The following is a 19,760-nucleotide window of genomic DNA, read 5'->3' on the forward strand; positions in this document are numbered from 1 at the left end:
TCTTTGTAATGGCGCTATCGGGGCTGCGGACCCAGTACAGAAAGAGACATTTGCGGGTGTGGGGGGGGGGTCTTCCCCAAGGGAGGTTTTGTGTCCCCCCCCCCCCCCCCCCCCCCCCCCCCCAACACCGTTTCCGCGTCTACGACCGACGGGGCTGCCTCAGTGGCGTGACAGATGCAGCGCGGCGGGTTCGGTCTGTCCGGGGATGGAGGGCAGGAAGTCCTGTGGGGACAACTCCGAAGGTGCCTCCGAGGACGCCTCGTCCCGCGGTGAGCGGGTCAGCACCACGACTCCGTACGCAGCGATCGCCGCGCCCCCGGCCGCCAGGAACAGCCCGGCCACGCCTCCCTGCAGCCGCTCGCCGAGCAGGGTGAGGCCGATGACGGCGGCGGCCACCGGGTTGGCCAGGGTGACGACGGCCAGTGGCGCCCCGAGGCCCCCGCGGTATGCGGTCTGGGACAGCAGGAGACCACCCACGGCGAACGCGGCGACGAGCAGCGCCACGACGATCACCTGCGGGCTGAGCAGCGGACCCGAGCGGTCCGTGGCGGCGACCGTCACGGTCTGGGTGAGCGCGGACGCGACGCCCGAAGCGAACCCGGAAGCGGTCGCGTGACGCAGCCCCGGCCGCGTACCGGGGCGGGAGAGCACGCCGATCACGGCCATCGTGGCGCCCGCGACGGCCAGCGCCTCCGTCAGGGTCAGCGTGTCGTCGGGCGCGGGCCCGGTGGCGGTGAGGAGCAGGGCGCCGAGGCCGATGAGCGTGAGCCCGGTGCCGCGCCACTCCGGCGGGGTGACGCGCCGCCCCGCGAGGCGGGCGCCCAGCGGCACGGCGGCGACCAGGGTGAGCGCGCCGAGCGGCTGCACCAGGGTGAGCGGACCGTACTTCAGGGCCGCCACGTGGAGCAGGGCCGCGGACGCGTTGAGCCCGACCGACGACCACCAGGGACCGCTGCCGAGCAGCCGCAGGATGCCGTTGCCGGTGTCCGTGATGCGGGTGGCGAGGCGTTCCTGGGCCACGGCGGCACAGGCGTACGCGGCGGCCGAGACGAGCGAGAGCGCGACGGCGAGAAGGGTGGCGTTCATCGGCGGACCCCGGGAGCGGCCAGCTCACGCGTGGGCGCGTACCGCCGCACGACGCGCGAACACGCGGGATCCGGCAGCTTGATCACAGCGAGCGCGATGCCGAGCAGCGCGGTCACCACGAGGGCGTCGAGCCAGTAGTGGTTGGCGGTCCCGACGACCACGAGCAGGGTGATCAGCGGGTGCAGCAGCCACAGCCAGCGCCACCGCGAGGAGGTCGCGACGATGAGTCCGACGGCGAGCATCAGCGCCCACCCGAAGTGCAGGGACGGCATCGCGGCGAACTGGTTCGCCATCGAGTCGGTCTGCGGGGTGGCGCCGTACACGGTCGGTCCGTACACCTGCCCGGTGTCCACGAGACCGGTCGCCTCCAGCATCCGGGGCGGCGCCAGCGGGAACGTCAGGTGCAGCACGAGGGCCGCCGCGGTCAGCGCGGCGAGCACTCGGCGGCTCCACACGTAGTGCCGGGGCCTGCGCAGGTAGAGCCAGACCAGGAAGAGCGCGGTGGCCGGGAAGTGCACGGTCGCGTAGTAGGTGTTCGCGATGTGCACCAGGGTGTCGCTGCTGAGCAGCGCGTGCTGTACGGCGCCCTCGCCCGGCAGGTGCAGGGTGCGTTCGGCGTCCCACACGTGGTGGGCGTTGCGGAAGGCCTCACCGGTGTGGCCGTTGGCCAGCTGCCTGCCGAATTTGTAGACGAGGAAGAGTCCTACGACGAGGAGGAGCTCGCGGACGAGGGGCGGTCGGGCAGATGTGTCCGGCTCCCGGACGGCTATGTCCGGTTTCCCTTCGGCAGGCTCGGTTCGGGATTCCATCCCCCGGCCCCTTTACGTGACGACTGGGTGGTGCGGGTAGTGAGTGGAGAAGCGCCTCGCGCAGTCGTTGCCGTCGTGGAGCGCCGCACTCATCGATACGCCAGTGTACCGATACGCCAGTGTACCGATACGCGGGCGTACCGGTACACTGGCGTATCGATAGGGTCGGTCGAAGCCGCCGCACCGAGGAGAAGAGTCATGACGTCGCCGGACCGGGCAGCAGAAGCAGGCACGACGGACCCCGCGGGCTCCTCGCGCCGCTCCAAGATCACGCCCGAGCGTGAGCAGGAGTTCTACGAGGCCGTCCTCGACCAGCTCCGCGAGTGCGGGTACGACGCCGTGACCATGGAGGGCGTGGCCGCGACCACCCGGTGCAGCAAGTCCACGCTCTACCGCCAGTGGAAGACCAAGCCCCAGTTCGTGGCCGCCGCGCTGCGCGCCAACCGCTGCGTGCGGTTCGCGGGCATCGACACCGGCACGCTCGCCGGTGACCTGCGCGAGGCGGCGCGGGCCGCGGGGGAGTGGTCGACCCGGGACAGCATGCTGGTCCAGGCGCTGAGCCACGCGGTGCTCCAGGACGAGGATCTGCGCAGCGCACTGCGCGAAGCCTTGGTCGAGCCGGAGACGAGGGCGCTCGACGAACTGATCGAGCGCGGGGTGGCCCGGGGCGAGATCGCCGCGGACCATCCGGCCACCAGATTCATCACGGCTCAGCTCATGGGCGTGGTCCGCGCCCGGCCCGTCCTTGAGGGCAAGCAAGCGGACGAGGCGTATCTGTCCGACTTCGTCGAGGCGTGCGTGCTGCCCGCACTGGGCTTGACCAGAGCCACCTGATCGTGGACCGGGGCCCGGTGGATGACGGGCCCCGGTCTGCCTGGCGCGCCGCACCGTGGGGACGGGGGTGGCGTGGCCGCTCTTGGCCGGGCGGGCGGAATCCTCGTGGTTCCGCCCGCCCGGCTCTGACGTTCCCGGGGCCCGTCAGACTTCCTTGCCGTTGCCGCCCCCGCCGCCCGACGCGGCCTTGATCCCCTTGGTGATCTCGTCCATGACGGACAGCTTCGGGGACTTGTCGTTCACGTCGATGCCGAAGCGGACGATCACGAGCTTCGACTTCAGGGTGGGAGAGGGGAAGGCCAGCGACTGGACGTACCCGTCGTCGCTCTTCTCGGTGACGGCCTTCCAGCGCACGAGGTAGCCCTTCTGGCCGGCCACGGTGACCGCCTTGGACTCCAGCTCCTTGTGCGAAGTGATCTTCCCGTAGGTCTTGCCGCCGTACGACTCCTTGGCATTGACGGAGATGTCGGCCTTGGCGGCCGCCTCCGCCGTCTTGGCGTCGATCTTGAAACCCTCGGCGAGTCCGGCGTACGCGCCGCCGCGGGAGCAGGTCTTGGCGGTGTCCCTGGGGCAGGGGTAGGGCCCCGTGGTCACCGAGGCGCCGCCGCTCTGGCCGGCCGCGCCGGTCCAGCCGTCCGGCACCGGGAGGCTGATTCCGCTGAGGGGGTCGGTGGCGTACCCCTCCTCCGACGGCGGGGCCGCGTCGCCACCCGGCGGCTGGGACTGCTCGGGGTCCTGCGGATCCTGCGGGTCCTGGGGGGCGCCGGGCTTCGAAGGGGCGGAGGACGAGGGGTTCTTGGCGGTGTTGTCGCCGTCCCCGTCGTCATCGGCGGTCAGGAAGTAGACGCCGCCGCCTATCCCGGCCAGGACCGCCACGGCCACGCCTATGGCTATGCCTATGCGCAGGCCGCGCCGAGGGGCGGTGGGCTGGCCCGGATAGGAGGGATAGGCCGGGTATGCGCCAGGGGCGCCCGTCGGGGCGCCGGGCGGATAGGCCGGGGGAGTCGCCGGGGCGGAACCACTCCACCCGGCGGCGGATCCCACCGCGCGGACCTGGTCCGTCCATACGTTCCCGTCCCACCAGCGTTCGGTACGGGGGCCGTCAGTTGTCTGGCCGGGGTCGGGGTACCAGCCGGGAGGGGTTACCTGGGTCATGGGCGTCAGGGTATGAGCATTCGGTGAAAGCGGCATGAGAGGGGGCCGCTACGGGTCACCGTTCGGCCGCTGTACTCCCAGGAGGCAGCGGTGAGTTCACAGCTTTCTCGCGTCCACCGTTCACGACCCCCTCCCGTCCACCGTTCACGACCCCCTCCCGTCCACCGTTCACAACCCCCTCCCGTCCACCACCAACCGCACCGGGCCGTCGCCTGTAGGGGCGGGCACCCGCACACCGGCCCGGCCCGGCGTGATCGACCCCAGCACGCTCGCGTGCCGCGCACCCGTACTCTCCGGCACCGTCCCCGGCAGCCCGTGCGCCGTCAGGAAACCGAGGACCGCGAAGGCGTACGCCTCCTTCGCCGCGGACGGCAGTCCGAGCTCGTCGGACGTGCGCACCGGGACCTTGTCCCCCAACTCGGCCCGCAGGAACGCCATCAGCGTCGGGTTGCGGGTGCCGCCGCCGGAGGCGATGACCTCGGAGGCGTCCACCGACCTGACGGCGTCGGCGACCGTGCGGGCGGTCAGGAGGGTGAGCGTGGCGATGACGTCCTGCGGGGCGAGCGCCTCGTACCCGGTGAGCGCCGCCCGTAGATAGGGCAGATGGAAGAATTCCTTGCCGGTGGTCTTGGGGGCGGGGCGCGCGTAGTACGGCTCGCGGAGCAGGACCGCGAGCAGACCCTCGTCGACGGTGCCGCGCGCGGCCATCTCGCCGTCCATGTCGTACGTGAGCCGCTCCCGGGTCAGCTCGCGCACGGCGGCGTCGACGAGCGCGTTCGCGGGGCCGGTGTCGAAGGCGGTGCCGTCCGCGGCGGTGATGTTGGCGATGCCGCCGAGGTTCAGCGCGGCGGGGGCGCCGGGCCTGCCGCGCAGCCACATCCGGTCGACGATGCTGACCAGGGGCGCGCCCTGGCCACCGGCGGCGATGTCGCGGGGGCGGAAGTCGGCGACCACCGGGAGGCCCGTCGCCTCCGCGATCCACGCGGGCTGCCCGATCTGCAGCGTGCCGTGCACCTGGCCGTCCGCCACCCAGTGGTAGACCGTCTGGCCGTGCGACGCGACCAACTCGGCGCGCCCGTCGCACAGTTCGCGGTCCGCCTCGGCCGCCGCGGTGGCGAAGGCCTGGCCGATGCGGGTGTCGAGGCGGCACACGTCCGCCAGCGTGGTGGCGGCGGGCGGCAGCGCGGCGGCGAGCGCCGTCCGCACCTGCTCGTCGTACCCGCGGGTGATCAGTCCCAGCGGGGAGAGCAGCAGGCGGTCGCCGTCGATCGTCAGGTCGGCCGCCGCCGCGTCGATGGCGTCGTACGAAGTCCCCGACATGAGCCCGATTACGCGCACGTGCTGCCCCTCTCACTCTCCTCACCAGTGCGTTTGATCATTGCAGCGAAGAAGGGGCGAGCGCACTCGCACGTACGATCCAGTTCAGGCCATCGACGCAGGGGGAGGGGCGACTTGTCCACGTCCACCACGGGATCGCCCGGTTCCCGCACGGGGGTGTGCCGCACGAACCTCACCCGAACCGACGGCTCCTGGAACGGCCTGCTCCTGGAAGCGCAGGATCGGCCCCGGCCCGGACTGTGCCTCTGGATCGCCGAGAACCGTCTGCTCCTGACGCAAGGGGCGACCGCGGATCCGCTGCTGCTGGCCGTGGTGGACCCGGACCGCGACGGAGTCGACTTCTACCGGACCGGCCGCTACCGACCCTTGGCCCCACCTCTGCGCGCACACATGGCCCGCGCCTTCGAGGGCTCCACGGAGCGCTGGGCCCACCACCTCGCGGCCTTGCTCGCGACGTCGCCGGACAGCCCCTTGCACGACGGACGTTGGGTGCTGTCCCCGGACCCGCTGCTGCGCCTGCGCCCGAACCACCCGCAGGGCGAGTCACCCGGGGAGTATTGGCGCTCGCTCCTCATCGAGGGTGATCCCGACGGATACATCGAGTGGTTCATCCATAACGGCTCGTGGGAGATTCTTCCGCTCAGGTCGTTGCCCGACGCCGACGATCCCAGGGTCAAGGCCTACCGCAAGCAGGCGCGGGACGGCACCCTGCCGCCCGTCCTGCTCTGGTGGGTGAGCGGCCTCGACAGCCACCTCGTCCTGGACGGGCACGCCCGGCTGGCAGCGGCGATCGCCGAATCCGTGGAACCGGCGGTCCTGGAACTGCAACGGACCGTTCCGCACGACGAGGTGGACTCCGGCACGGAGCGGGCCGTGGCGACGTACGAGACGGAGCTCGAGCGGTTCACCGCGCTGCGTGCCGCGCAGGGCCCGCGCGTCCCCGACGGCGCCGAGTTCGCGGGGCCGGCGCTGGTCCGCCGCCTCGACGAACTGCGGACGGCACACCGCCCCACGTGGGCGTGGCCGCTGCCGGGCGGCGTGCGGGAGTGGCGCAGGATCGCCCGGGAGCAGGTGGGTGAGGGGAGTTGGGAGTACGTGTGACAGGGGGGCGGGGGGCTCTGTTTCAGCGCAGGGAGAGGACGCAGAAATCGTTGCCTTCCGGGTCGGCGAGGCACGTCCAGGGCACGTCGCCTTGGCCGACGTCGGCGTCGGTGGCGCCCAGGGCCCGCAGTCGCGCCACTTCCGCCGCCTTGTCGTCACCCTTGTACGGCGCCACGTCGAGGTGGGCGCGGCTCACCGCGGTCGTCTCGCCGGACGTGCGGAGGAACTCCAGATACGGGCCGACGCCCTTGGACGAACGCATCCGCGCGTGATCGTCGGACACCTCGTGCAGGGTCCAGTCCAACGCCTCGTCCCAGAACCGGGCCATGGCCCGCGGATCGGCGCAGTCGACCACGATGGCGGCGACGGGCCCGGTGTCCCGGTAGAGCTCGCGAGGCTCCAGCACACAGAACACATTGCCCTCAGGGTCGGCCATGACCGTCCATGGGACGTCGCCCTGGCCCACGTCGGCGGGCGTCGCGCCGAGATCCTTCAGGCGCGCGACCAGCTCCGCCTGATGAGCCTCGGAGGTGGTGGCGAGATCCATGTGCACGCGGTACTTCACCGTCTCGGGGTCCGGGACGGTGACGACGTCCACGCAGATGGCGGAGGGGTCCGGCCAGGCAACGCCCTCGGGTTCGACGTTCGTGACGCCGGGGCCCTCGCTGGACAGGCCCCAGCCGAGCGCCTCCCCCCAGAACCGGCCCAGCGCCGAGTCGTCCCGGGCCTTGAAGTTCACGTTCACAAGTCGCAGCGGCATGCCGTGGATCATAGGCACAGGTGAGTGACGCGTGCCCGGAATTCACCCCCGGGTCCGACCGGCCCCCCGACCCCCGGACAACACCAGCCGCCGGCACTCGCCGGGGCTGCCCCACGCGCCGCGCAGCGCCCGCGCCTTCGTCAGCCACAGCGACAGGTCGTACTCCGCGGTGTAACCGATGGCGCCGTGGAGTTGGAGTGCCGCCCGCCCGGCGCCGTACGCGGCCTCACTCGCCGCCACCTTCGCCGCGGCCACGTCCGCCGTCTCCAGGGTCAAGGCCGCCCCGAACACGAGGGGCCGGGCGAACTCAAGGCCTATCAGGGCGTCCGCCAAGCGATGCTTGACCGCCTGGAAGCCGCCGATCGGCGTGCCGAACTGGGTGCGCTGCTTGACGTACGCCACCGTCTTGTCGAGCAGCGCGAGCCCGACACCCAGGGCCTGCGCCGCCGTCGCGAGCGAGGCCCAGTCGGCCGCGTACCGGGAAGCCTCCGTCACCGACGGGCCCGAGGCGAGCAGTTCGCCGGGCCGGAGCCGGGCGAGGCGCCGTGCCGGGTCCAGCGACCGCTCCACGCGTGCGTGCCCGGAGGCCAGGCGCAACTCGCCGTCCCCGGCGGTCAGCCGCAGCGTCGCCGAGTCCGCGTCCAGTGCGTACGGCCCGCCTTCGGGGAGCGCGAGGGTCGTGATGGCCTCCCCGGAGGCCACGGACGCGAGGAGCCGCTTGGCGGGGGCCGCGTCGCCCAGTTCGGCGAGGCGGGCGAGCAGCGCGCCCGCCGCCACGGTCTCGACCACCGGCCCCGGCACCGCGTGCCGCCCCAACTCGAGCAAGGAGACGGCCATGTCCACCGGGAGCGGCCCCACACCTTCGTACTCCTCGGGGACGGCCAGGGCGAACACACCCGCGTCCGCGAGACGGCCCCACACGGCACGCCCCGGCGCGTGGTCCCCGGCGGCCCACGCCCGCACGGCCGCCGGGGTGTCCGCCGCGGTCAGCATCGCGTCGAGCGAGCGCGCGAACTCGCGCTGCTCGTCGTCGAGGAGGAACCTCATCAGCGGCGTCCCTTCGGCAGTCCGAGCAGCCGCTCGGCGATGATGTCGCGCTGGATCTCGTTGGTGCCCGCGTAGATCGGCCCGGCGAGCGAGAAGACATACCCCTCGGCCCACTCGCCGCCGTCCGCCAACTCCCCCTCGGAGCCCAGGAGATCGAGTGCGGTCTCGTGCAGCGCGATGTCGTACTCGGACCAGAAGACCTTGTTCAGGCTCGACTCCGCGCCGACCGTCTCGCCCGCCGCGAAGCGCGACGCGTTGGCCCAGGTGAACAACTGGTAGGCGCGAGCCCCGATCACGGCGTCGGCGACCCGGTCGCGCAGTGCGGTGTCCGCGGGGTCGCCGTGCGTGCGCCACTGCCCCACGAGGCGGTTTGCCGCGGCGACGAAGCGGCCGGGGGAGCGCAGGGTCAGGCCGCGTTCGTTGCCCGTCGTCGACATGGCGATCCGCCAGCCCTGGCCCGGCTCGCCGATCACGTCGTCGTCCGGCACGAAGACGTCGTCGAGGAAGAGCTCGGCGAACGCGGGCTTGCCGTCGAGGCGTCCGATGGGGCGGACGGTGACGCCGTCCGCGTCGAGCGGGAACATCAGGTAGGTCAGACCGCGGTGCGGCTTGGCGGAGTCACCTGTGGAGCCGACTGCGGTGTCGACTGCGGGGTCGCTGCGGAACAGGCCGAAGGCGCGGTCGGCGAACGCGGCCCGCGACGACCAGGTCTTCTGCCCGCTGATCAGCCAACCCCCGTCCGTGCGGCGGGCGGTGGAGCGCAGCGACGCCAGGTCCGAGCCCGACTCCGGCTCGGACCAGGCCTGCGCCCAGATCACCTCGCCGCTCGCCATCGGGGGCAGCACCCGGGCGCGCTGCTCCTCGGTGCCGAAGTCGAAGAGGGTCGGCGCGAGGAGGTTGATGCCGTTCTGCGAGACCCGGCCGGGGGCGCCCGCGGCGAAGTACTCCTCCTCGAACACCAGCCACTTGACGATGTCGACGCCCTGCCCGCCGTACTTCTCGGGCCAGGAGACCACCGACCAGCGATCGGCCGCGAGCTCGCCCTCCCAGGCGCGGTGGGCGGCGAAACCCTCGCGGGTCTCCAGTGACGGCAGCGGCTCGGCCGGCACGTGCCGGGCCAGCCAGTCGCGAGCCCGCTGCCTGAACTCCTCTTCCCCGGCGGTGAAGTCGAGGTCCATCGGTGGCCCACCTCTTCGGTCGGTTCTTCTGCTGCGGTCGTTGTTTTCCGCGACGGCCTTCCCTAACAAGTGTTTGGTAGATTACCCTGAGGTCTAGGCAGTCGTCGAGAGCAAGTCAGCGAGTCGAGAGTCAGTCGAGAACCAAGGGAGGCCGAGCATGGACGCGCCCACCTACGTGCCGGGGCACGGTCTGCTCGCGGGCCGCACCGCCGTCATCACCGCCGCGGCCGGAGCGGGCATCGGCGGCGCCACCGCCCGCCGCTTCCTGGAGGAGGGTGCGCGCATCGTGATAGGCGACGCGCACCCGCGCCGCACCAAGGAGACGGTGGAGGCGCTGGCCGAGGAGTTCGGCGCCGGACGGGTCGAGGGGACGCCGTGCGACGTCACGGACGAATCCCAGGTGCAGGGGCTGTACGACCTGGCCGAGCAGTGCCACGGCGGTCTGGACGTCGTCGTGAACAACGCGGGACTCGGCGGCACGGCCGAGCTCGCCGGGATGACCGACGAGCAGTGGGACAGAGTCATCGACGTCACGCTGAACGGCACGTTCCGCTCGACCAGGGCCGCCCTGCGCCGCATGCGGGCCGCCGACCGCGGCGGCGTGATCGTGAACAATGCCTCGGTGCTCGGCTGGCGTGCCCAGGCCGGCCAGGCGCACTACGCCGCGGCGAAGGCGGGCGTCATGGCCCTCACCCGCTGCGCCGCCGTCGAGGCCGCGCCCCACGGCATACGGATCAACGCGGTGTCGCCCAGCCTCGCCATGCACCCGCACCTGGCGAAGGTCACCTCGCCGGAGCTGCTCGAGGAGCTGACCGCGCGCGAGGCGTTCGGGCGCCATGCGGAGCCGTGGGAGATAGCCAACGTCATCGTGTTCCTCGCCAGCGAGTACTCCTCGTACATGACGGGGGAGACGGTCTCGGTCAGCAACCAGCACGCCTAGGCGGAGAATGACCGTGTGTCGAATCAGAAGCAGAGCAGCACCACGAAGAAACAGAGCAGCACCACGAAGAAGAAGGCCCCCGTGAGCTCGCCCGAGCGGCGCGGTGAACTCCTCGCCATCGCGGCCGACGTCTTCGCCGAGCAGGGGTACAACGCGACGACCGTCCGCAAGATCGCGGATTCCGCGGGCATGCTCGCCGGCAGCCTCTACTACCACTTCGACTCCAAGGAGTCGATGCTGGAGGAGATCCTCTCCACCTTCCTCACCGAGCTGTGGGACGGGTACGACACCGTGCTCCAGTCGCGGCTCGGGCCCCGCGAGACCCTGGAAGCGCTCGTCACCGAGTCCTTCCGGGAGATCGACCGGCACCGCTCTGCCGTCGCGATCTACCAGAAGGAGGCCAGGCACCTGGTCGCGCAGGCGCGCTTCCAGTACCTGACCGACTCGCAGCAGCGTTTCGAGAAGACATGGCTGACGACGCTGGAGCGCGGCGTCGCGGAGGGTGTCTTCCGCGACGACCTGGACATCCGGCTCGCCTACCGCTTCGTGCGCGACACCGTCTGGGTGGCCGCGTCCTGGTATCGCCCCGGCGGCGGCCACAGCCCCGAGGAGATCGCCCGCCAGTACCTCTCGATGGTCCTGGACGGCATCGCCGTACGCACCACGTAGAGCGCGCGTCGTCACCCGGCGACCGCGTCGACCGAGGAGCACGAGGAGTACGCAGTCATGGCCGAGGCCTACATCGTCGAAGCGGTCCGTACCCCCGTCGGCAGGCGCAAGGGCGGCCTCTCGGCCGTCCACCCCGCCGACCTGGGGGCCCATGTCCTGAAGGCACTCGTCGAGCGCACCGGTGTCGACCCCGCAGCCGTCGAGGACGTCGTCTTCGGCTGCCTGGACACGGTCGGCCCGCAGGCCGGGGACATCGCCCGCACCTCCTGGCTCGCGGCGGGGCTGCCGGAGGAGGTGCCCGGCGTGACGATCGACCGGCAGTGCGGTTCCTCGCAGCAGGCCGTGCACTTCGCGGCGCAGGGCGTCCTGTCCGGCACGCAGGACCTCGTCGTGGCGGGAGGCACGCAGAACATGTCGATGATCCCCATAGCCTTCGCCTCCCGGCAGGCCGCCGAACCGCTCGGCCTCACCGAAGGCCCGTACGCGGGCAGCGAGGGCTGGCGCGCTCGCTACGGGGACCGGCCCGTCAACCAGTTCCACGGCGCCCAGCTGATCGCGGAGAAGTGGGGCATCACCCGCCGCGACATGGAGGATTTCGCCCTCCGCTCGCACCGGCGGGCCGTCCGCGCGATCGACGAGGGCCGCTTCGACCGCGAACTCACCGCTTACGGGGACGTGACCACCGACGAGGGCCCGCGCCGCGACACGACACTGGAGAAGATGGCAGGTCTCAAGCCTGTCCTGGACGACGGCACCATCACTGCTGCCTGCTCCTCGCAGGTGTCGGACGGCGCTGCCGCCCTGCTCGTTGCCAGTGAAAGGGCCGTACGGGAACACGGGTTGACGCCCCGCGCCCGTATCCACCACCTCTCCGTGCGCGGCGAGGACCCGATCCGGATGCTGTCCGCGCCGATTCCCGCCACCGCGTACGCCCTGAAGAAGACCGGCATGAGCATCGGCGACATCGACCTCGTCGAGATCAACGAAGCCTTCGCGCCGGTCGTCCTCGCCTGGCTGAAGGAGACCGGCGCCGACCCGGAGAAGGTCAATGTCAACGGAGGTGCGATAGCCCTCGGCCATCCCCTCGGCGCGACGGGCGTCAAACTGATGACGACGCTTCTGCACGAACTGGAGCGCACGGGCGGCCGGTTCGGCCTGCAGACCATGTGCGAGGGTGGCGGTCAGGCGAACGTGACCATCATCGAGCGCCTCTGACGGCGTCCAGCTTCGGGCTTGACCTTCACCCCTTGCGGGAGTTGCTGCCCGGACCCCGCACCGTGAGGCCTTCTACCCGGCTAGTCTCGATGTCTGTACGTCGATTGAGCGACCTCGGGAGGTAGCGCGATGACGCAGGGACGGCCCGGAGGTGCCGCCTGGGCCCCGTTGTGGGAGCGCGACGCGGAACTCGCCGCTGCCGCGAGGGCTGTTGACGAGCTGTGCTCCGACGCGACGACGGCGGGCGGGCTGCTCGTCTTCCAGGGCGAGGCGGGCATCGGCAAGACGGCGCTGCTCGCCGAGGTGCGCCGTATCGCGGAGGGGCGGGCCGTGGTGTGGTCCGCGCGGGGCGGCGAGACCATCACCTCCGTCCCCTTCAACGTCGTGCGCCAGTTGCTGCAGCCGGCTCTCGTCGGTCTCTCCCCGGAATTGGCACGGGAGTATCTCGGCGACTGGTACGAGATCGCGGGTCCCGCACTGGGCATAGCCGAGCCGACCGGTGTCCAGGCCGACCCGCAAGGCGTGTGCGACGGCCTGGTCGAAGCGGTCGCGCGCCTCTCGGGACTGCACTGGCCGCTGGTCCTGCTCATCGACGACGCGCACTGGGCCGACCAGGAGACCCTGCACTGGCTTGCCGCGTTCGCCCAGCGCCTCGACGAACTGCCCGTCCTCGTGGTGGTCGCCCACCGGCCGGACGACGCCACCGGCGACAGCGCGCGCCACCTCGCGGCGGTCGGCACAGCGGCCCGCCCGCTGCCACCGCTGCGTGCGCTCACCCCGGACGCGGCGGCCGGCCTCACCCGCGCCACCCTCGGTGAGCACGCGGACGCCCCGTTCTGCCGCGAGGTCTGGGCCGTCACGGGCGGCAATCCGTACGAATCCGTGGAACTGCTCGCCAAGGTGCAGGACAGCGAACTGGATCCGGTGGAGGGCTCCGCCGCCGAACTGCGCGCCCTGAACCGCTCGGCGCGCGGCCGCGGGCTCGTCGCCCGTCTCGAAGGACTCGGCACGGACGTCACGCGGTTCGCGTGGGCGGCCGCGATCCTGGGCACCGCCATCCCGCTGGACCTCGCCGCCTCGCTCGCCGGGATGACCCGCGAGACGGCCGAGCGGTGCGCGGAGCGGCTGCGTACCGCGCGTATCCTGCTCGGCGCCGACGAGGGCCTTGAGTTCGTCCATCCGCTGATCGCGAGTACCGTCTACCGCTCGATCCCGGCCGCCACCCGTACCGCGTTCCACGGCCAGGCCGCCGAGGTCGTCACGCTGTCGGGCCGTGGCGCGGCTGCCGCCTCCCGGCACCTCCTCGAGGTTCATCCGGACGACGACCCCGAACTGGTCAAGCAGTTGCGTGAAGCGGCGGCCGAGCACCTCGCGGTCGGCGCGCCGGACGCCGCCCGCCGCTGCCTCGAACGGGCCCTGCGGGAACCTCCGCTGCCCGAGACCCACGCGCGCGTGCTCTACGAACTGGGCTGCGCCACCCTCCTCACCTCGCCCGCCACGACCATCGGCCACCTGCGCGAGGCCCTGCACACGCCGGGGCTCGACCGGAAGCTGCGGGTGGACGCGGTCTGCCGCCTCTCCCAAGCCCTCGTGCACAACGACCAGTTGGAGGAGGCCCTGCGCGTCGTGGACGCGGAGGCCGAGCGTCTTGACCCCGGGCCCGACCGGATGCGTCTGGAGGGCGTCCACTACATGTGGGAGGGCATCCACGCGCGTGAGGACGACGCGACGGGCCGTTCGCGCCGCCTCGCCGCGCTCGCCCGGCCGCTGCCGGGACGCGACAACTCCGAGCGCGCCCTGCTGATCCTGCGCGCCTTCGACGCCATGACCCGCGGGGAGAACGCGGAGGAAATCGTCGAGCTCTGCGACCGGGCCCTCGTCAACGGCCGTCTCGCGCCCGGGCTCGGCTGGACCGACACGGAGTGGGGCTTCGAACTCCTGACGATGCTGGGCGGCGCCTACATCTTCACGGACCGCCTCGACCGCGCCGAGAGCGTCTTCGCCGAAGGGGTCCGCGCCTATGAGGCCGCGGGCTGGAGCGGCGGTCATCTCGCCGTCGCCAAAGCCTGGTTGGGCCTGGTGTACCGCAGGCGCGGGCGGCTCGCCGAGGCGGAGGAGTCGCTGCGGGAGAGCCTTCGGCTCACCGACCGTGTCGGCAGCGGGTTGCCGATGCACTGGGATGCCGCGTGCAAGCTCATCGACGTGCTGCTTTCCCGCGGCAAGATCGACGAGGCCCAGGAGGCCGCCGATCGCTACGGCATCGCGCCGCCCTACCCCTCCACGATCTTCCTGCCCGACATCCACTACGTGCGCGGCCGTCTGCTGATCGCCTCGGGCCGACGGCCGGAGGGCGTCAACGAACTGGAAGTGGCGGCGAAGACGGCGAACGAACGCGGCTGCTACAACACCGTCGTCAATCCCTGGGCGTACGAACTGGCCCAGGCGGTCGCCGTCGAGGACCCGCGGCGGTCGGCCGACCTGGTCGCCGAAGCACGGGTCCAGGCGGAGCACTTCGGAACGGAGACGGCGATCGGCGAGGCGCTGCGGTGTGCGGCGTCCCTGGAGAGCGGCCAGCGGGCGGTCGAGCTGTACGCACGAGCCGTCGCCTGCCTGGAGGCGTCCCCGTGCGCCTACGAACACGCGGTCGCCCGCGTCGAGTACGGGATCGCCGCGGGCTCCGCAAGCGAACTGGCTCGGGGCCTGGCCCTGGCCGAATCATGCGGGGCATCCGGCCTGGTCGCCCGAGCAAGGGCTTCGCTGGAGGTGGCGAAGGTCTGAGCGGGGGCGTGCATCCGGCGACCAGGGCCGGAGGACCACTCCTGCGGGGCCCGTGCCCGAGGCCCCAGGACCTGGACGCGAATCCGGCCTTCCGCGCCGACCCGGTGCGGCGGGCGGTGTCTTCGTCCTGGCGAACAGTCGCCGTCTGCCAGCCCGCCGGGTCTCAGGAGCTGGGCGCGGATTCGGCGTGCCACCCGGGCGTAGCGGGGTGGCCCCTTCGCTCTGTCGAGCAGCCGCCGTCCGTGAGCCAGCCCGGGGTCTCAGGGCCGGCGCGGATTCGGCCCTCGGTGCGCGCTCCGTACACCGCCCTAACACCCTTGCCTCAATGAGCAGGCCCCGTCTTACAGCCCACCCTGGGGCTCCAGGGCTCGGGAGCCGGCCCGGCCTTCCGAGCACGCCGCGTGCACCGGTCGGTGCCTCCGCCCCGGCGAGCACCCGCCCCCTACCCCGCCCGGAGTCTCAGGCACTGGCGGCGGCGGAGGGATCGGGCAGGGCCTGCTGCAAGCCACCGCAGCCCGCCCCAGGCCGCCGCTCAGCCCAGTCGCCTCACCACCGCCGCCGCCTCCCTCATCACCTCCGTGATCAGTTCCTCGCAGGACGGGAGGTTTCTGATTACGCCCGCTACCTGGCCGGAGGCCATAATTCCTGCCTCCGTGGAGCCGTCCACCATCGCTGACTTCAGCATCATCGGTGTGTTCGCGGCGAGGAGGGTCTGGCTCCAGGTCAGGCCCTTCCCGTGCCGCATCGTGAGGCCGTCGCGGATCATGTCCCGCCAGCCCATGCCGGACATCTTCCGGAACGCCGCCGCGTGCCGCACGGCCCGTGCGAGGGAGGCCGCCCGGCCCGACGTCTCCAGGGACGCGACGAAGTCCGTCCGCAGCATGCGGTGGGGGAGGCCGTCCACGCGCGTGGTCACCGTGATGTCCTTGACCGACGCGGCCAGATAGCGGGCCTTGACCGCGTCCGGCACCGTCGAGTCCGACGTCAGCAGAAAGCGCGTGCCCATCGCAACGCCCGCCGCGCCATAGGCGAGCGCGGCGACGAGCCCCCGGCCGTCGAAAAAGCCGCCCGCCGCGATCACCGGAATGTCCACCGCGTCCACGACCTGCGGCAACAGCACGGTCGTGGCGACCTCACCCGTGTGCCCGCCGCCCTCACCGCCCTGCACGACGACCGCGTCCGCGCCCCACGCCGCGACCTTCTCGGCATGCCGGCGCGCGCCGATGGACGGGATGACGATGACCCCGGCGTCCTTCAGCTCCGCGATCAGCTCCTTCGAGGGGGCGAGCGCGAAGGACGCGACCCGCACCCCCTCGTCGACGATGATCCGCACCCGCTCCCGCGCGTCGCCCGCGTCGGCGCGGAGATTGACCCCGAAGGGCTCGTCCGTACGGGACTTGACCTCGCGGACGGCGGAGCGCAACTGGTCGACCGTCATCGTCGCGGAGGCCAGGATGCCGAGGGCGCCCGCGTTCGCCGTCGCGGAGACCAGCCGAGGTCCCGCCACCCAGCCCATGCCGGTCTGCACGATCGGATACCGGACGCCGACCAGCTTGGTCAGCGCCGTCTCCATGCTCGCCGGGGGCGACGTCACGAGCGGACCTCGCGCTCACGCTGACCGCGCGGGTCCACCACGTCCCGGATCAGCCGGAGCTCATGCGCGGTGGGCTCGCGGGTGCTGGGGACCTCGTCCGCCGTCGCCAGCGCGAAGCCGGTCGCTCCCCGCACCTGCTCCACCGTCACGCCCGGATGCAGGGACACCAGGCGCATCGCGTGGTCCGCCGCCCCGAAGTCGAAGACGCCGAGATCCGACACGACCCGGCGCAGGTCGTGGAAGCGGGTCGCTGACGGCCCGGCGGCCGCCGCGCTGTCGTACCCCACACCGCTGATCATGTCGACCTTCTCCACGAAGACGCGCGTCGAGTGGCGTGGGATCCAGTAACTCACCGGGTTGTTGAGGGTGTTGACCGGGGCTCCGCGCACGCCGAGCAGCTGGCGCCTGGGCCGCTCCCAGTCGCCGATGCAGGAGATGTTCTGGTTCCCGAAGCGGTCGATCTGGCTCGCGCCCATCATCACGTGACGCCTGCCGCCCATGACCATCGTCAGGTGCTTCCTGTACGGCAACCAGCCCTCCGTCACCGCCGACGGCGCCCCCACGGCGGGCACATCCCCGATCAGCAGCGCCTCGCCGTCCGTGAGCAGCAGGTCCGGCGAGAACGTCAGCTTGGCCAGGCGGGCGGCGATCGAGGGAATCGTGCCCATCGGCGACGCGAGGATCTCGCCGGCGTCCCGCCAGGCCTCGGCGCAGGCGATCACGCAGTACTCGGCGCGGGTGACGGCGGTCGCCTCGGACACACCGGCCGTGGCCGTCGGTTCGGTCCGCGTCATCGCTGCTCCTTGTGCCAGGCCCGGACGGCCGTCTGATAGTCCTGCTCGGTGCCGACGAGGAAGCGGTCCTCGAATTCCTTCCAGGCGTCCGGGTCGCCCGCGGCCGCGGCGTACGCCTTCTGGAAGGGCTCGTCACGGCCGTAGTCCGGCACGCACGAAGTGAAGTGCGCGCCGTTGGGTGTCTCGGTCACACCCGTCACCGCGTGCCGGGAGACCAGCATCGTCTGCGGCGCCGACCGCTCGGTGAGCTCGCTCGACTCGACGATCCGCTCGCACGACACGAACGCCGTGTCGGCCGCCTCGCAGAACAAGTCGTCGAAGTACGGGTCGGGGCCCAAGTACTGGCCGTTGCCCAGGCGGTCGGCGCGGTTCAGGTGCACCAGGGCCGCGTCCATCCGCAGGGCGGGCACGGCGACCAGTACCTCCCTGTCCTCGTACGGCGAAGTGACCGTACGCAGATGGGGGTTGACCCGCAGGACGTCCGAGCCGAGGCCCGCGCGGATCGGCAGGAACGGCAGTCGCTGGGCACCGGCGGTCAGGCCCTGCATGAACATCGCCTCGTCCAGCTCGACAAGTTCGAAGGCGCCACGCTCGCGTGCCGCGCGGAAATGCGGCTCCAGGGGGATCGAGTCGAGGGTCGTGAACGCCGTGACCACCTTGCGGATCTTCCCCGCCGCGGCGAGCAGGCCGACGTCGGGACCGCCGTACGACACGACGGTGAGGTCCGTGATGCCGGACCTCAGCAGGGCCCGCACCAGCGTCATGGGTTTGCGGCGCGACCCCCAGCCACCGATGCCGAGCGTCATTCCGCTGCGCAGCCGTCCCACGATCGCGTCGGGCGTCATGGTCTTGTCCGTCATGCCCTGCCCTCCTCCTTCTCTCCGGGCCCCGTCCCGAAGTCCTCGCGGATCCGGTCGGCGAGACCGCTCAGGTTCGCCTCGAAGGTGAAGCCCTGCTCGAAGCGGTAGCTCCGGTGCACGTCCACGGGGTCGATGCCGTTGATCGCGGCCTTCGCGAACCGCAGCAGCGTCCCGTCCTTCCGCGCGATCTCACGTGCCAACTCCAGCGCCGCTTCGCGCAGTTCCTCGCGCGGGACGACGCTCCACACGGAGCCGTGCGCGTGCAGCTCCGCAGCCGTGGCCGTGCGCGAGGTGTAGTACAACGCGCGCATCAAGTGCTGCGGCACCAGGCGGGCGAGATGGGTGGCCGCGCCGAGCGCGCCCCGGTCGAGCTCGGGCAGGCCGAAGGTGGCGTCCTCGCTCGCCACGATCACGTCCGCGTTGCCCACCAGGCCGATGCCGCCGCCCAGGCAGAAGCCGTTCACCGCTGCCACGACCGGCACCTCGCATGCGTACACCGCCGAGAACGCCTCGTAGCACCCGCGGTTGGCGCCTATCAGGGCGCTGTGGCCGCTGTCGCGCTGCATCTCCTTGATGTCCACGCCCGCGTTGAAACCGCGGCCCTCGGCGGCGAGGACGACGCAGCGCGTCCCGGAGTCGTGACCCGCCGCGCGCACCGCGACCGCCAGGTCGAACCACCCCTGCACGGGCAGGGCGTTGACGGGCGGGAAGTCGACGGTGACGACGGCCACGCCCTTGTCCGGGGTGGAGGTGGAGACAGACATCAGAGGATCCGCTACCTTTCAACCAGGCCCTTCAACCAAACATTTGTTAGTTAGGAAGGTAGCAGCGATGACTGACACCCGACAGGTGGTCGTCGTCACCGGCGGCACCCGAGGCGTCGGCGCCGGTATCGCCCGCAGCTTCCTCGCCGCCGGCGCGCGGGTCGTCGTCTGCGCCCGCAGACCGCCCGACCGGCCGGTCGAAGTGGCGGGAGCCGCTGCCGAGTTCAGGCCGCTGGACCTGCGTGACGCGGCGGCGGCGCAGACGTTCTTCGCCGACGTGGCCGCCGATCACGGCCGGTTGGACGCCCTGGTGAACAACGCGGGCGGCACCCCCTTCGGACTCCTCGCCGAGTCCGCCCCGGCCCGCCACGCCAAGATCGTCGAACTCAATCTGCTGGCCCCGCTGTACGCGTCCTTGGCGGCGTACGAGGTGATGCGCACTCAGGAGCACGGCGGGGGCAGCATCACCATGATCGGCAGCGTCAGCGGCTCCCGGCCCTCACCCGGCTCCGGTGCGTACGGGGCGGCCAAGGCGGGCCTGGAGAACCTCGCGCGCACGATGGCCGTGGAGTGGGCCCCGAAGGTGCGTGTGAACACCGTCGTGCTCGGCCTGGCCCGTACGGAGAGCGCCCATCTGCACTACGGGGACGAGGCCGGCGTCGCGGCGGTCGCCCGCACGGTACCGCTCGGTCGCCTCGCCGATCCGTCGGACGTCGGGGACGCGTGCGTGTTCCTCGCCTCCGACGGCGCCCGCTACATCAGTGGCGCCGCACTGCACCTGCACGGCGGCGGCGAACGCCCCGCGTTCCTCGACGCCGCGTCCGTCAACCACTGAAGG

General features: G+C 71.8%; 18 protein-coding genes. 7 read left to right on the forward strand and 11 right to left on the reverse strand.

Annotated features, from left to right (window positions below; genetic code table 11):
* Nucleotides 1-159 precede the first annotated feature (159 nt).
* Nucleotides 160-1,086, reverse strand: a complete 927-nt coding sequence (locus ACZ5U5_RS33970) for a DMT family transporter (RefSeq protein WP_469029430.1) — start codon at nt 1,084-1,086, stop codon at nt 160-162.
* Nucleotides 1,083-1,895, reverse strand: a complete 813-nt coding sequence (locus ACZ5U5_RS33975; RefSeq protein WP_469029432.1) for a phosphatase PAP2 family protein — start codon at nt 1,893-1,895, stop codon at nt 1,083-1,085. The genes ACZ5U5_RS33970 and ACZ5U5_RS33975 overlap by 4 nt, the downstream gene beginning before the upstream one ends.
* 198 nt (nt 1,896-2,093) lie before the next feature.
* Between ACZ5U5_RS33975 and ACZ5U5_RS33980 the strand changes: the two genes are divergently transcribed.
* Nucleotides 2,094-2,729 (forward strand): TetR/AcrR family transcriptional regulator, encoded by a 636-nt coding sequence (locus tag ACZ5U5_RS33980; RefSeq protein ID WP_469029435.1) that lies wholly within the window; start codon nt 2,094-2,096, stop codon nt 2,727-2,729.
* A 144-nt stretch (nt 2,730-2,873) separates the two neighbouring features.
* Here ACZ5U5_RS33980 and ACZ5U5_RS33985 read toward each other — a convergent pair whose 3' ends face one another.
* Nucleotides 2,874-3,884: a DUF2510 domain-containing protein gene (locus ACZ5U5_RS33985; protein WP_469029438.1), complete on the reverse strand. Its 1,011-nt coding sequence runs from the start codon at nt 3,882-3,884 to the stop codon at nt 2,874-2,876.
* A 168-nt stretch (nt 3,885-4,052) separates the two neighbouring features.
* Nucleotides 4,053-5,222, reverse strand: a complete 1,170-nt coding sequence (locus tag ACZ5U5_RS33990) for an anhydro-N-acetylmuramic acid kinase (protein WP_469029440.1) — start codon at nt 5,220-5,222, stop codon at nt 4,053-4,055.
* Nucleotides 5,223-5,336: 114 nt separating this feature from the next.
* On the opposite strand from ACZ5U5_RS33990, the gene ACZ5U5_RS33995 reads away from it, so the two are divergent.
* Entirely contained in the window at nt 5,337-6,323 is a 987-nt protein-coding gene (locus ACZ5U5_RS33995; RefSeq protein ID WP_469029441.1) for a hypothetical protein, read from the forward strand.
* Between the two features lie 22 nt (nt 6,324-6,345).
* On the opposite strand, the gene ACZ5U5_RS34000 is transcribed toward ACZ5U5_RS33995, so the two are convergent.
* The 3 genes from ACZ5U5_RS34000 to ACZ5U5_RS34010 are packed head-to-tail and all read right to left on the reverse strand — an operon-like array spanning nt 6,346 to nt 9,308.
* Nucleotides 6,346-7,083, reverse strand: coding sequence for a VOC family protein (locus ACZ5U5_RS34000; RefSeq protein WP_469029444.1), 738 nt, complete (start codon nt 7,081-7,083; stop codon nt 6,346-6,348).
* Between the two features lie 42 nt (nt 7,084-7,125).
* A complete protein-coding gene (locus tag ACZ5U5_RS34005) occupies nt 7,126-8,130 on the reverse strand; it encodes an acyl-CoA dehydrogenase family protein (RefSeq protein ID WP_469029447.1) in 1,005 nt (334 codons plus the stop codon).
* A complete protein-coding gene (locus ACZ5U5_RS34010; protein WP_469029449.1) occupies nt 8,130-9,308 on the reverse strand; it encodes an acyl-CoA dehydrogenase family protein in 1,179 nt (392 codons plus the stop codon). The genes ACZ5U5_RS34005 and ACZ5U5_RS34010 overlap by 1 nt, the downstream gene beginning before the upstream one ends.
* Before the next feature lie 157 nt (nt 9,309-9,465).
* Between ACZ5U5_RS34010 and ACZ5U5_RS34015 the strand changes: the two genes are divergently transcribed.
* The 4 genes from ACZ5U5_RS34015 to ACZ5U5_RS34030 all read left to right on the forward strand — a co-directional run bounded on the left by ACZ5U5_RS34015 (nt 9,466) and on the right by ACZ5U5_RS34030 (nt 14,910).
* Nucleotides 9,466-10,248, forward strand: coding sequence for an SDR family oxidoreductase (locus ACZ5U5_RS34015; protein WP_469029452.1), 783 nt, complete (start codon nt 9,466-9,468; stop codon nt 10,246-10,248).
* 81 nt (nt 10,249-10,329) lie between these two features.
* Entirely contained in the window at nt 10,330-10,917 is a 588-nt protein-coding gene (locus ACZ5U5_RS34020) for a TetR/AcrR family transcriptional regulator (protein ID WP_469029823.1), read from the forward strand.
* Between the two features lie 57 nt (nt 10,918-10,974).
* On the forward strand, nt 10,975-12,132 hold the full coding sequence (locus ACZ5U5_RS34025) for an acetyl-CoA C-acetyltransferase (RefSeq protein WP_469029455.1): 1,158 nt from the start codon (nt 10,975-10,977) through the stop codon (nt 12,130-12,132).
* A gap of 129 nt (nt 12,133-12,261) precedes the next feature.
* On the forward strand, nt 12,262-14,910 hold the full coding sequence (locus tag ACZ5U5_RS34030; protein ID WP_469029457.1) for an ATP-binding protein: 2,649 nt from the start codon (nt 12,262-12,264) through the stop codon (nt 14,908-14,910).
* A 532-nt stretch (nt 14,911-15,442) separates the two neighbouring features.
* Here ACZ5U5_RS34030 and ACZ5U5_RS34035 read toward each other — a convergent pair.
* From ACZ5U5_RS34035 to ACZ5U5_RS34050, 4 genes are read right to left on the reverse strand one after another with little or no spacing between them, the layout of a single operon-like run.
* On the reverse strand, nt 15,443-16,483 hold the full coding sequence (locus tag ACZ5U5_RS34035; RefSeq protein ID WP_469029825.1) for an NAD(P)H-dependent flavin oxidoreductase: 1,041 nt from the start codon (nt 16,481-16,483) through the stop codon (nt 15,443-15,445).
* Between the two features lie 17 nt (nt 16,484-16,500).
* Nucleotides 16,501-17,298: a CoA-transferase subunit beta gene (locus ACZ5U5_RS34040; protein WP_469029459.1), complete on the reverse strand. Its 798-nt coding sequence runs from the start codon at nt 17,296-17,298 to the stop codon at nt 16,501-16,503.
* Nucleotides 17,295-18,158: a CoA transferase subunit A gene (locus tag ACZ5U5_RS34045; RefSeq protein ID WP_469029462.1), complete on the reverse strand. Its 864-nt coding sequence runs from the start codon at nt 18,156-18,158 to the stop codon at nt 17,295-17,297. The genes ACZ5U5_RS34040 and ACZ5U5_RS34045 overlap by 4 nt, the downstream gene beginning before the upstream one ends.
* On the reverse strand, nt 18,155-18,922 hold the full coding sequence (locus ACZ5U5_RS34050; RefSeq protein ID WP_469029465.1) for an enoyl-CoA hydratase family protein: 768 nt from the start codon (nt 18,920-18,922) through the stop codon (nt 18,155-18,157). The genes ACZ5U5_RS34045 and ACZ5U5_RS34050 overlap by 4 nt, the downstream gene beginning before the upstream one ends.
* Before the next feature lie 67 nt (nt 18,923-18,989).
* Between ACZ5U5_RS34050 and ACZ5U5_RS34055 the strand changes: the two genes are divergently transcribed.
* Nucleotides 18,990-19,757, forward strand: coding sequence for an SDR family oxidoreductase (locus ACZ5U5_RS34055; protein WP_469029467.1), 768 nt, complete (start codon nt 18,990-18,992; stop codon nt 19,755-19,757).
* Nucleotides 19,758-19,760 lie beyond the last annotated feature (3 nt).

The sequence above is a fragment of the Streptomyces sp. NPDC033177 genome (assembly GCF_055577715.1).

Coding starts and splice junctions, on each gene's coding strand:
- ACZ5U5_RS34030 (WP_469029457.1), top strand. CDS start 12,262: ATGACGCAGGGACGGCCCGGAGGTGCCGCCTGGGCCCCGTTGTGGGAG.
- ACZ5U5_RS34000 (WP_469029444.1), bottom strand. CDS start 7,083: ATGCCGCTGCGACTTGTGAACGTGAACTTCAAGGCCCGGGACGACTCG.
- ACZ5U5_RS34050 (WP_469029465.1), bottom strand. CDS start 18,922: ATGTCTGTCTCCACCTCCACCCCGGACAAGGGCGTGGCCGTCGTCACC.
- ACZ5U5_RS34005 (WP_469029447.1), bottom strand. CDS start 8,130: ATGAGGTTCCTCCTCGACGACGAGCAGCGCGAGTTCGCGCGCTCGCTC.
- ACZ5U5_RS34025 (WP_469029455.1), top strand. CDS start 10,975: ATGGCCGAGGCCTACATCGTCGAAGCGGTCCGTACCCCCGTCGGCAGG.
- ACZ5U5_RS34015 (WP_469029452.1), top strand. CDS start 9,466: ATGGACGCGCCCACCTACGTGCCGGGGCACGGTCTGCTCGCGGGCCGC.
- ACZ5U5_RS34055 (WP_469029467.1), top strand. CDS start 18,990: ATGACTGACACCCGACAGGTGGTCGTCGTCACCGGCGGCACCCGAGGC.
- ACZ5U5_RS34045 (WP_469029462.1), bottom strand. CDS start 18,158: ATGACGGACAAGACCATGACGCCCGACGCGATCGTGGGACGGCTGCGC.
- ACZ5U5_RS33975 (WP_469029432.1), bottom strand. CDS start 1,895: ATGGAATCCCGAACCGAGCCTGCCGAAGGGAAACCGGACATAGCCGTC.
- ACZ5U5_RS34010 (WP_469029449.1), bottom strand. CDS start 9,308: ATGGACCTCGACTTCACCGCCGGGGAAGAGGAGTTCAGGCAGCGGGCT.
- ACZ5U5_RS33985 (WP_469029438.1), bottom strand. CDS start 3,884: ATGACCCAGGTAACCCCTCCCGGCTGGTACCCCGACCCCGGCCAGACA.
- ACZ5U5_RS33980 (WP_469029435.1), top strand. CDS start 2,094: ATGACGTCGCCGGACCGGGCAGCAGAAGCAGGCACGACGGACCCCGCG.
- ACZ5U5_RS34040 (WP_469029459.1), bottom strand. CDS start 17,298: ATGACGCGGACCGAACCGACGGCCACGGCCGGTGTGTCCGAGGCGACC.
- ACZ5U5_RS33970 (WP_469029430.1), bottom strand. CDS start 1,086: ATGAACGCCACCCTTCTCGCCGTCGCGCTCTCGCTCGTCTCGGCCGCC.
- ACZ5U5_RS34035 (WP_469029825.1), bottom strand. CDS start 16,483: ATGGAGACGGCGCTGACCAAGCTGGTCGGCGTCCGGTATCCGATCGTG.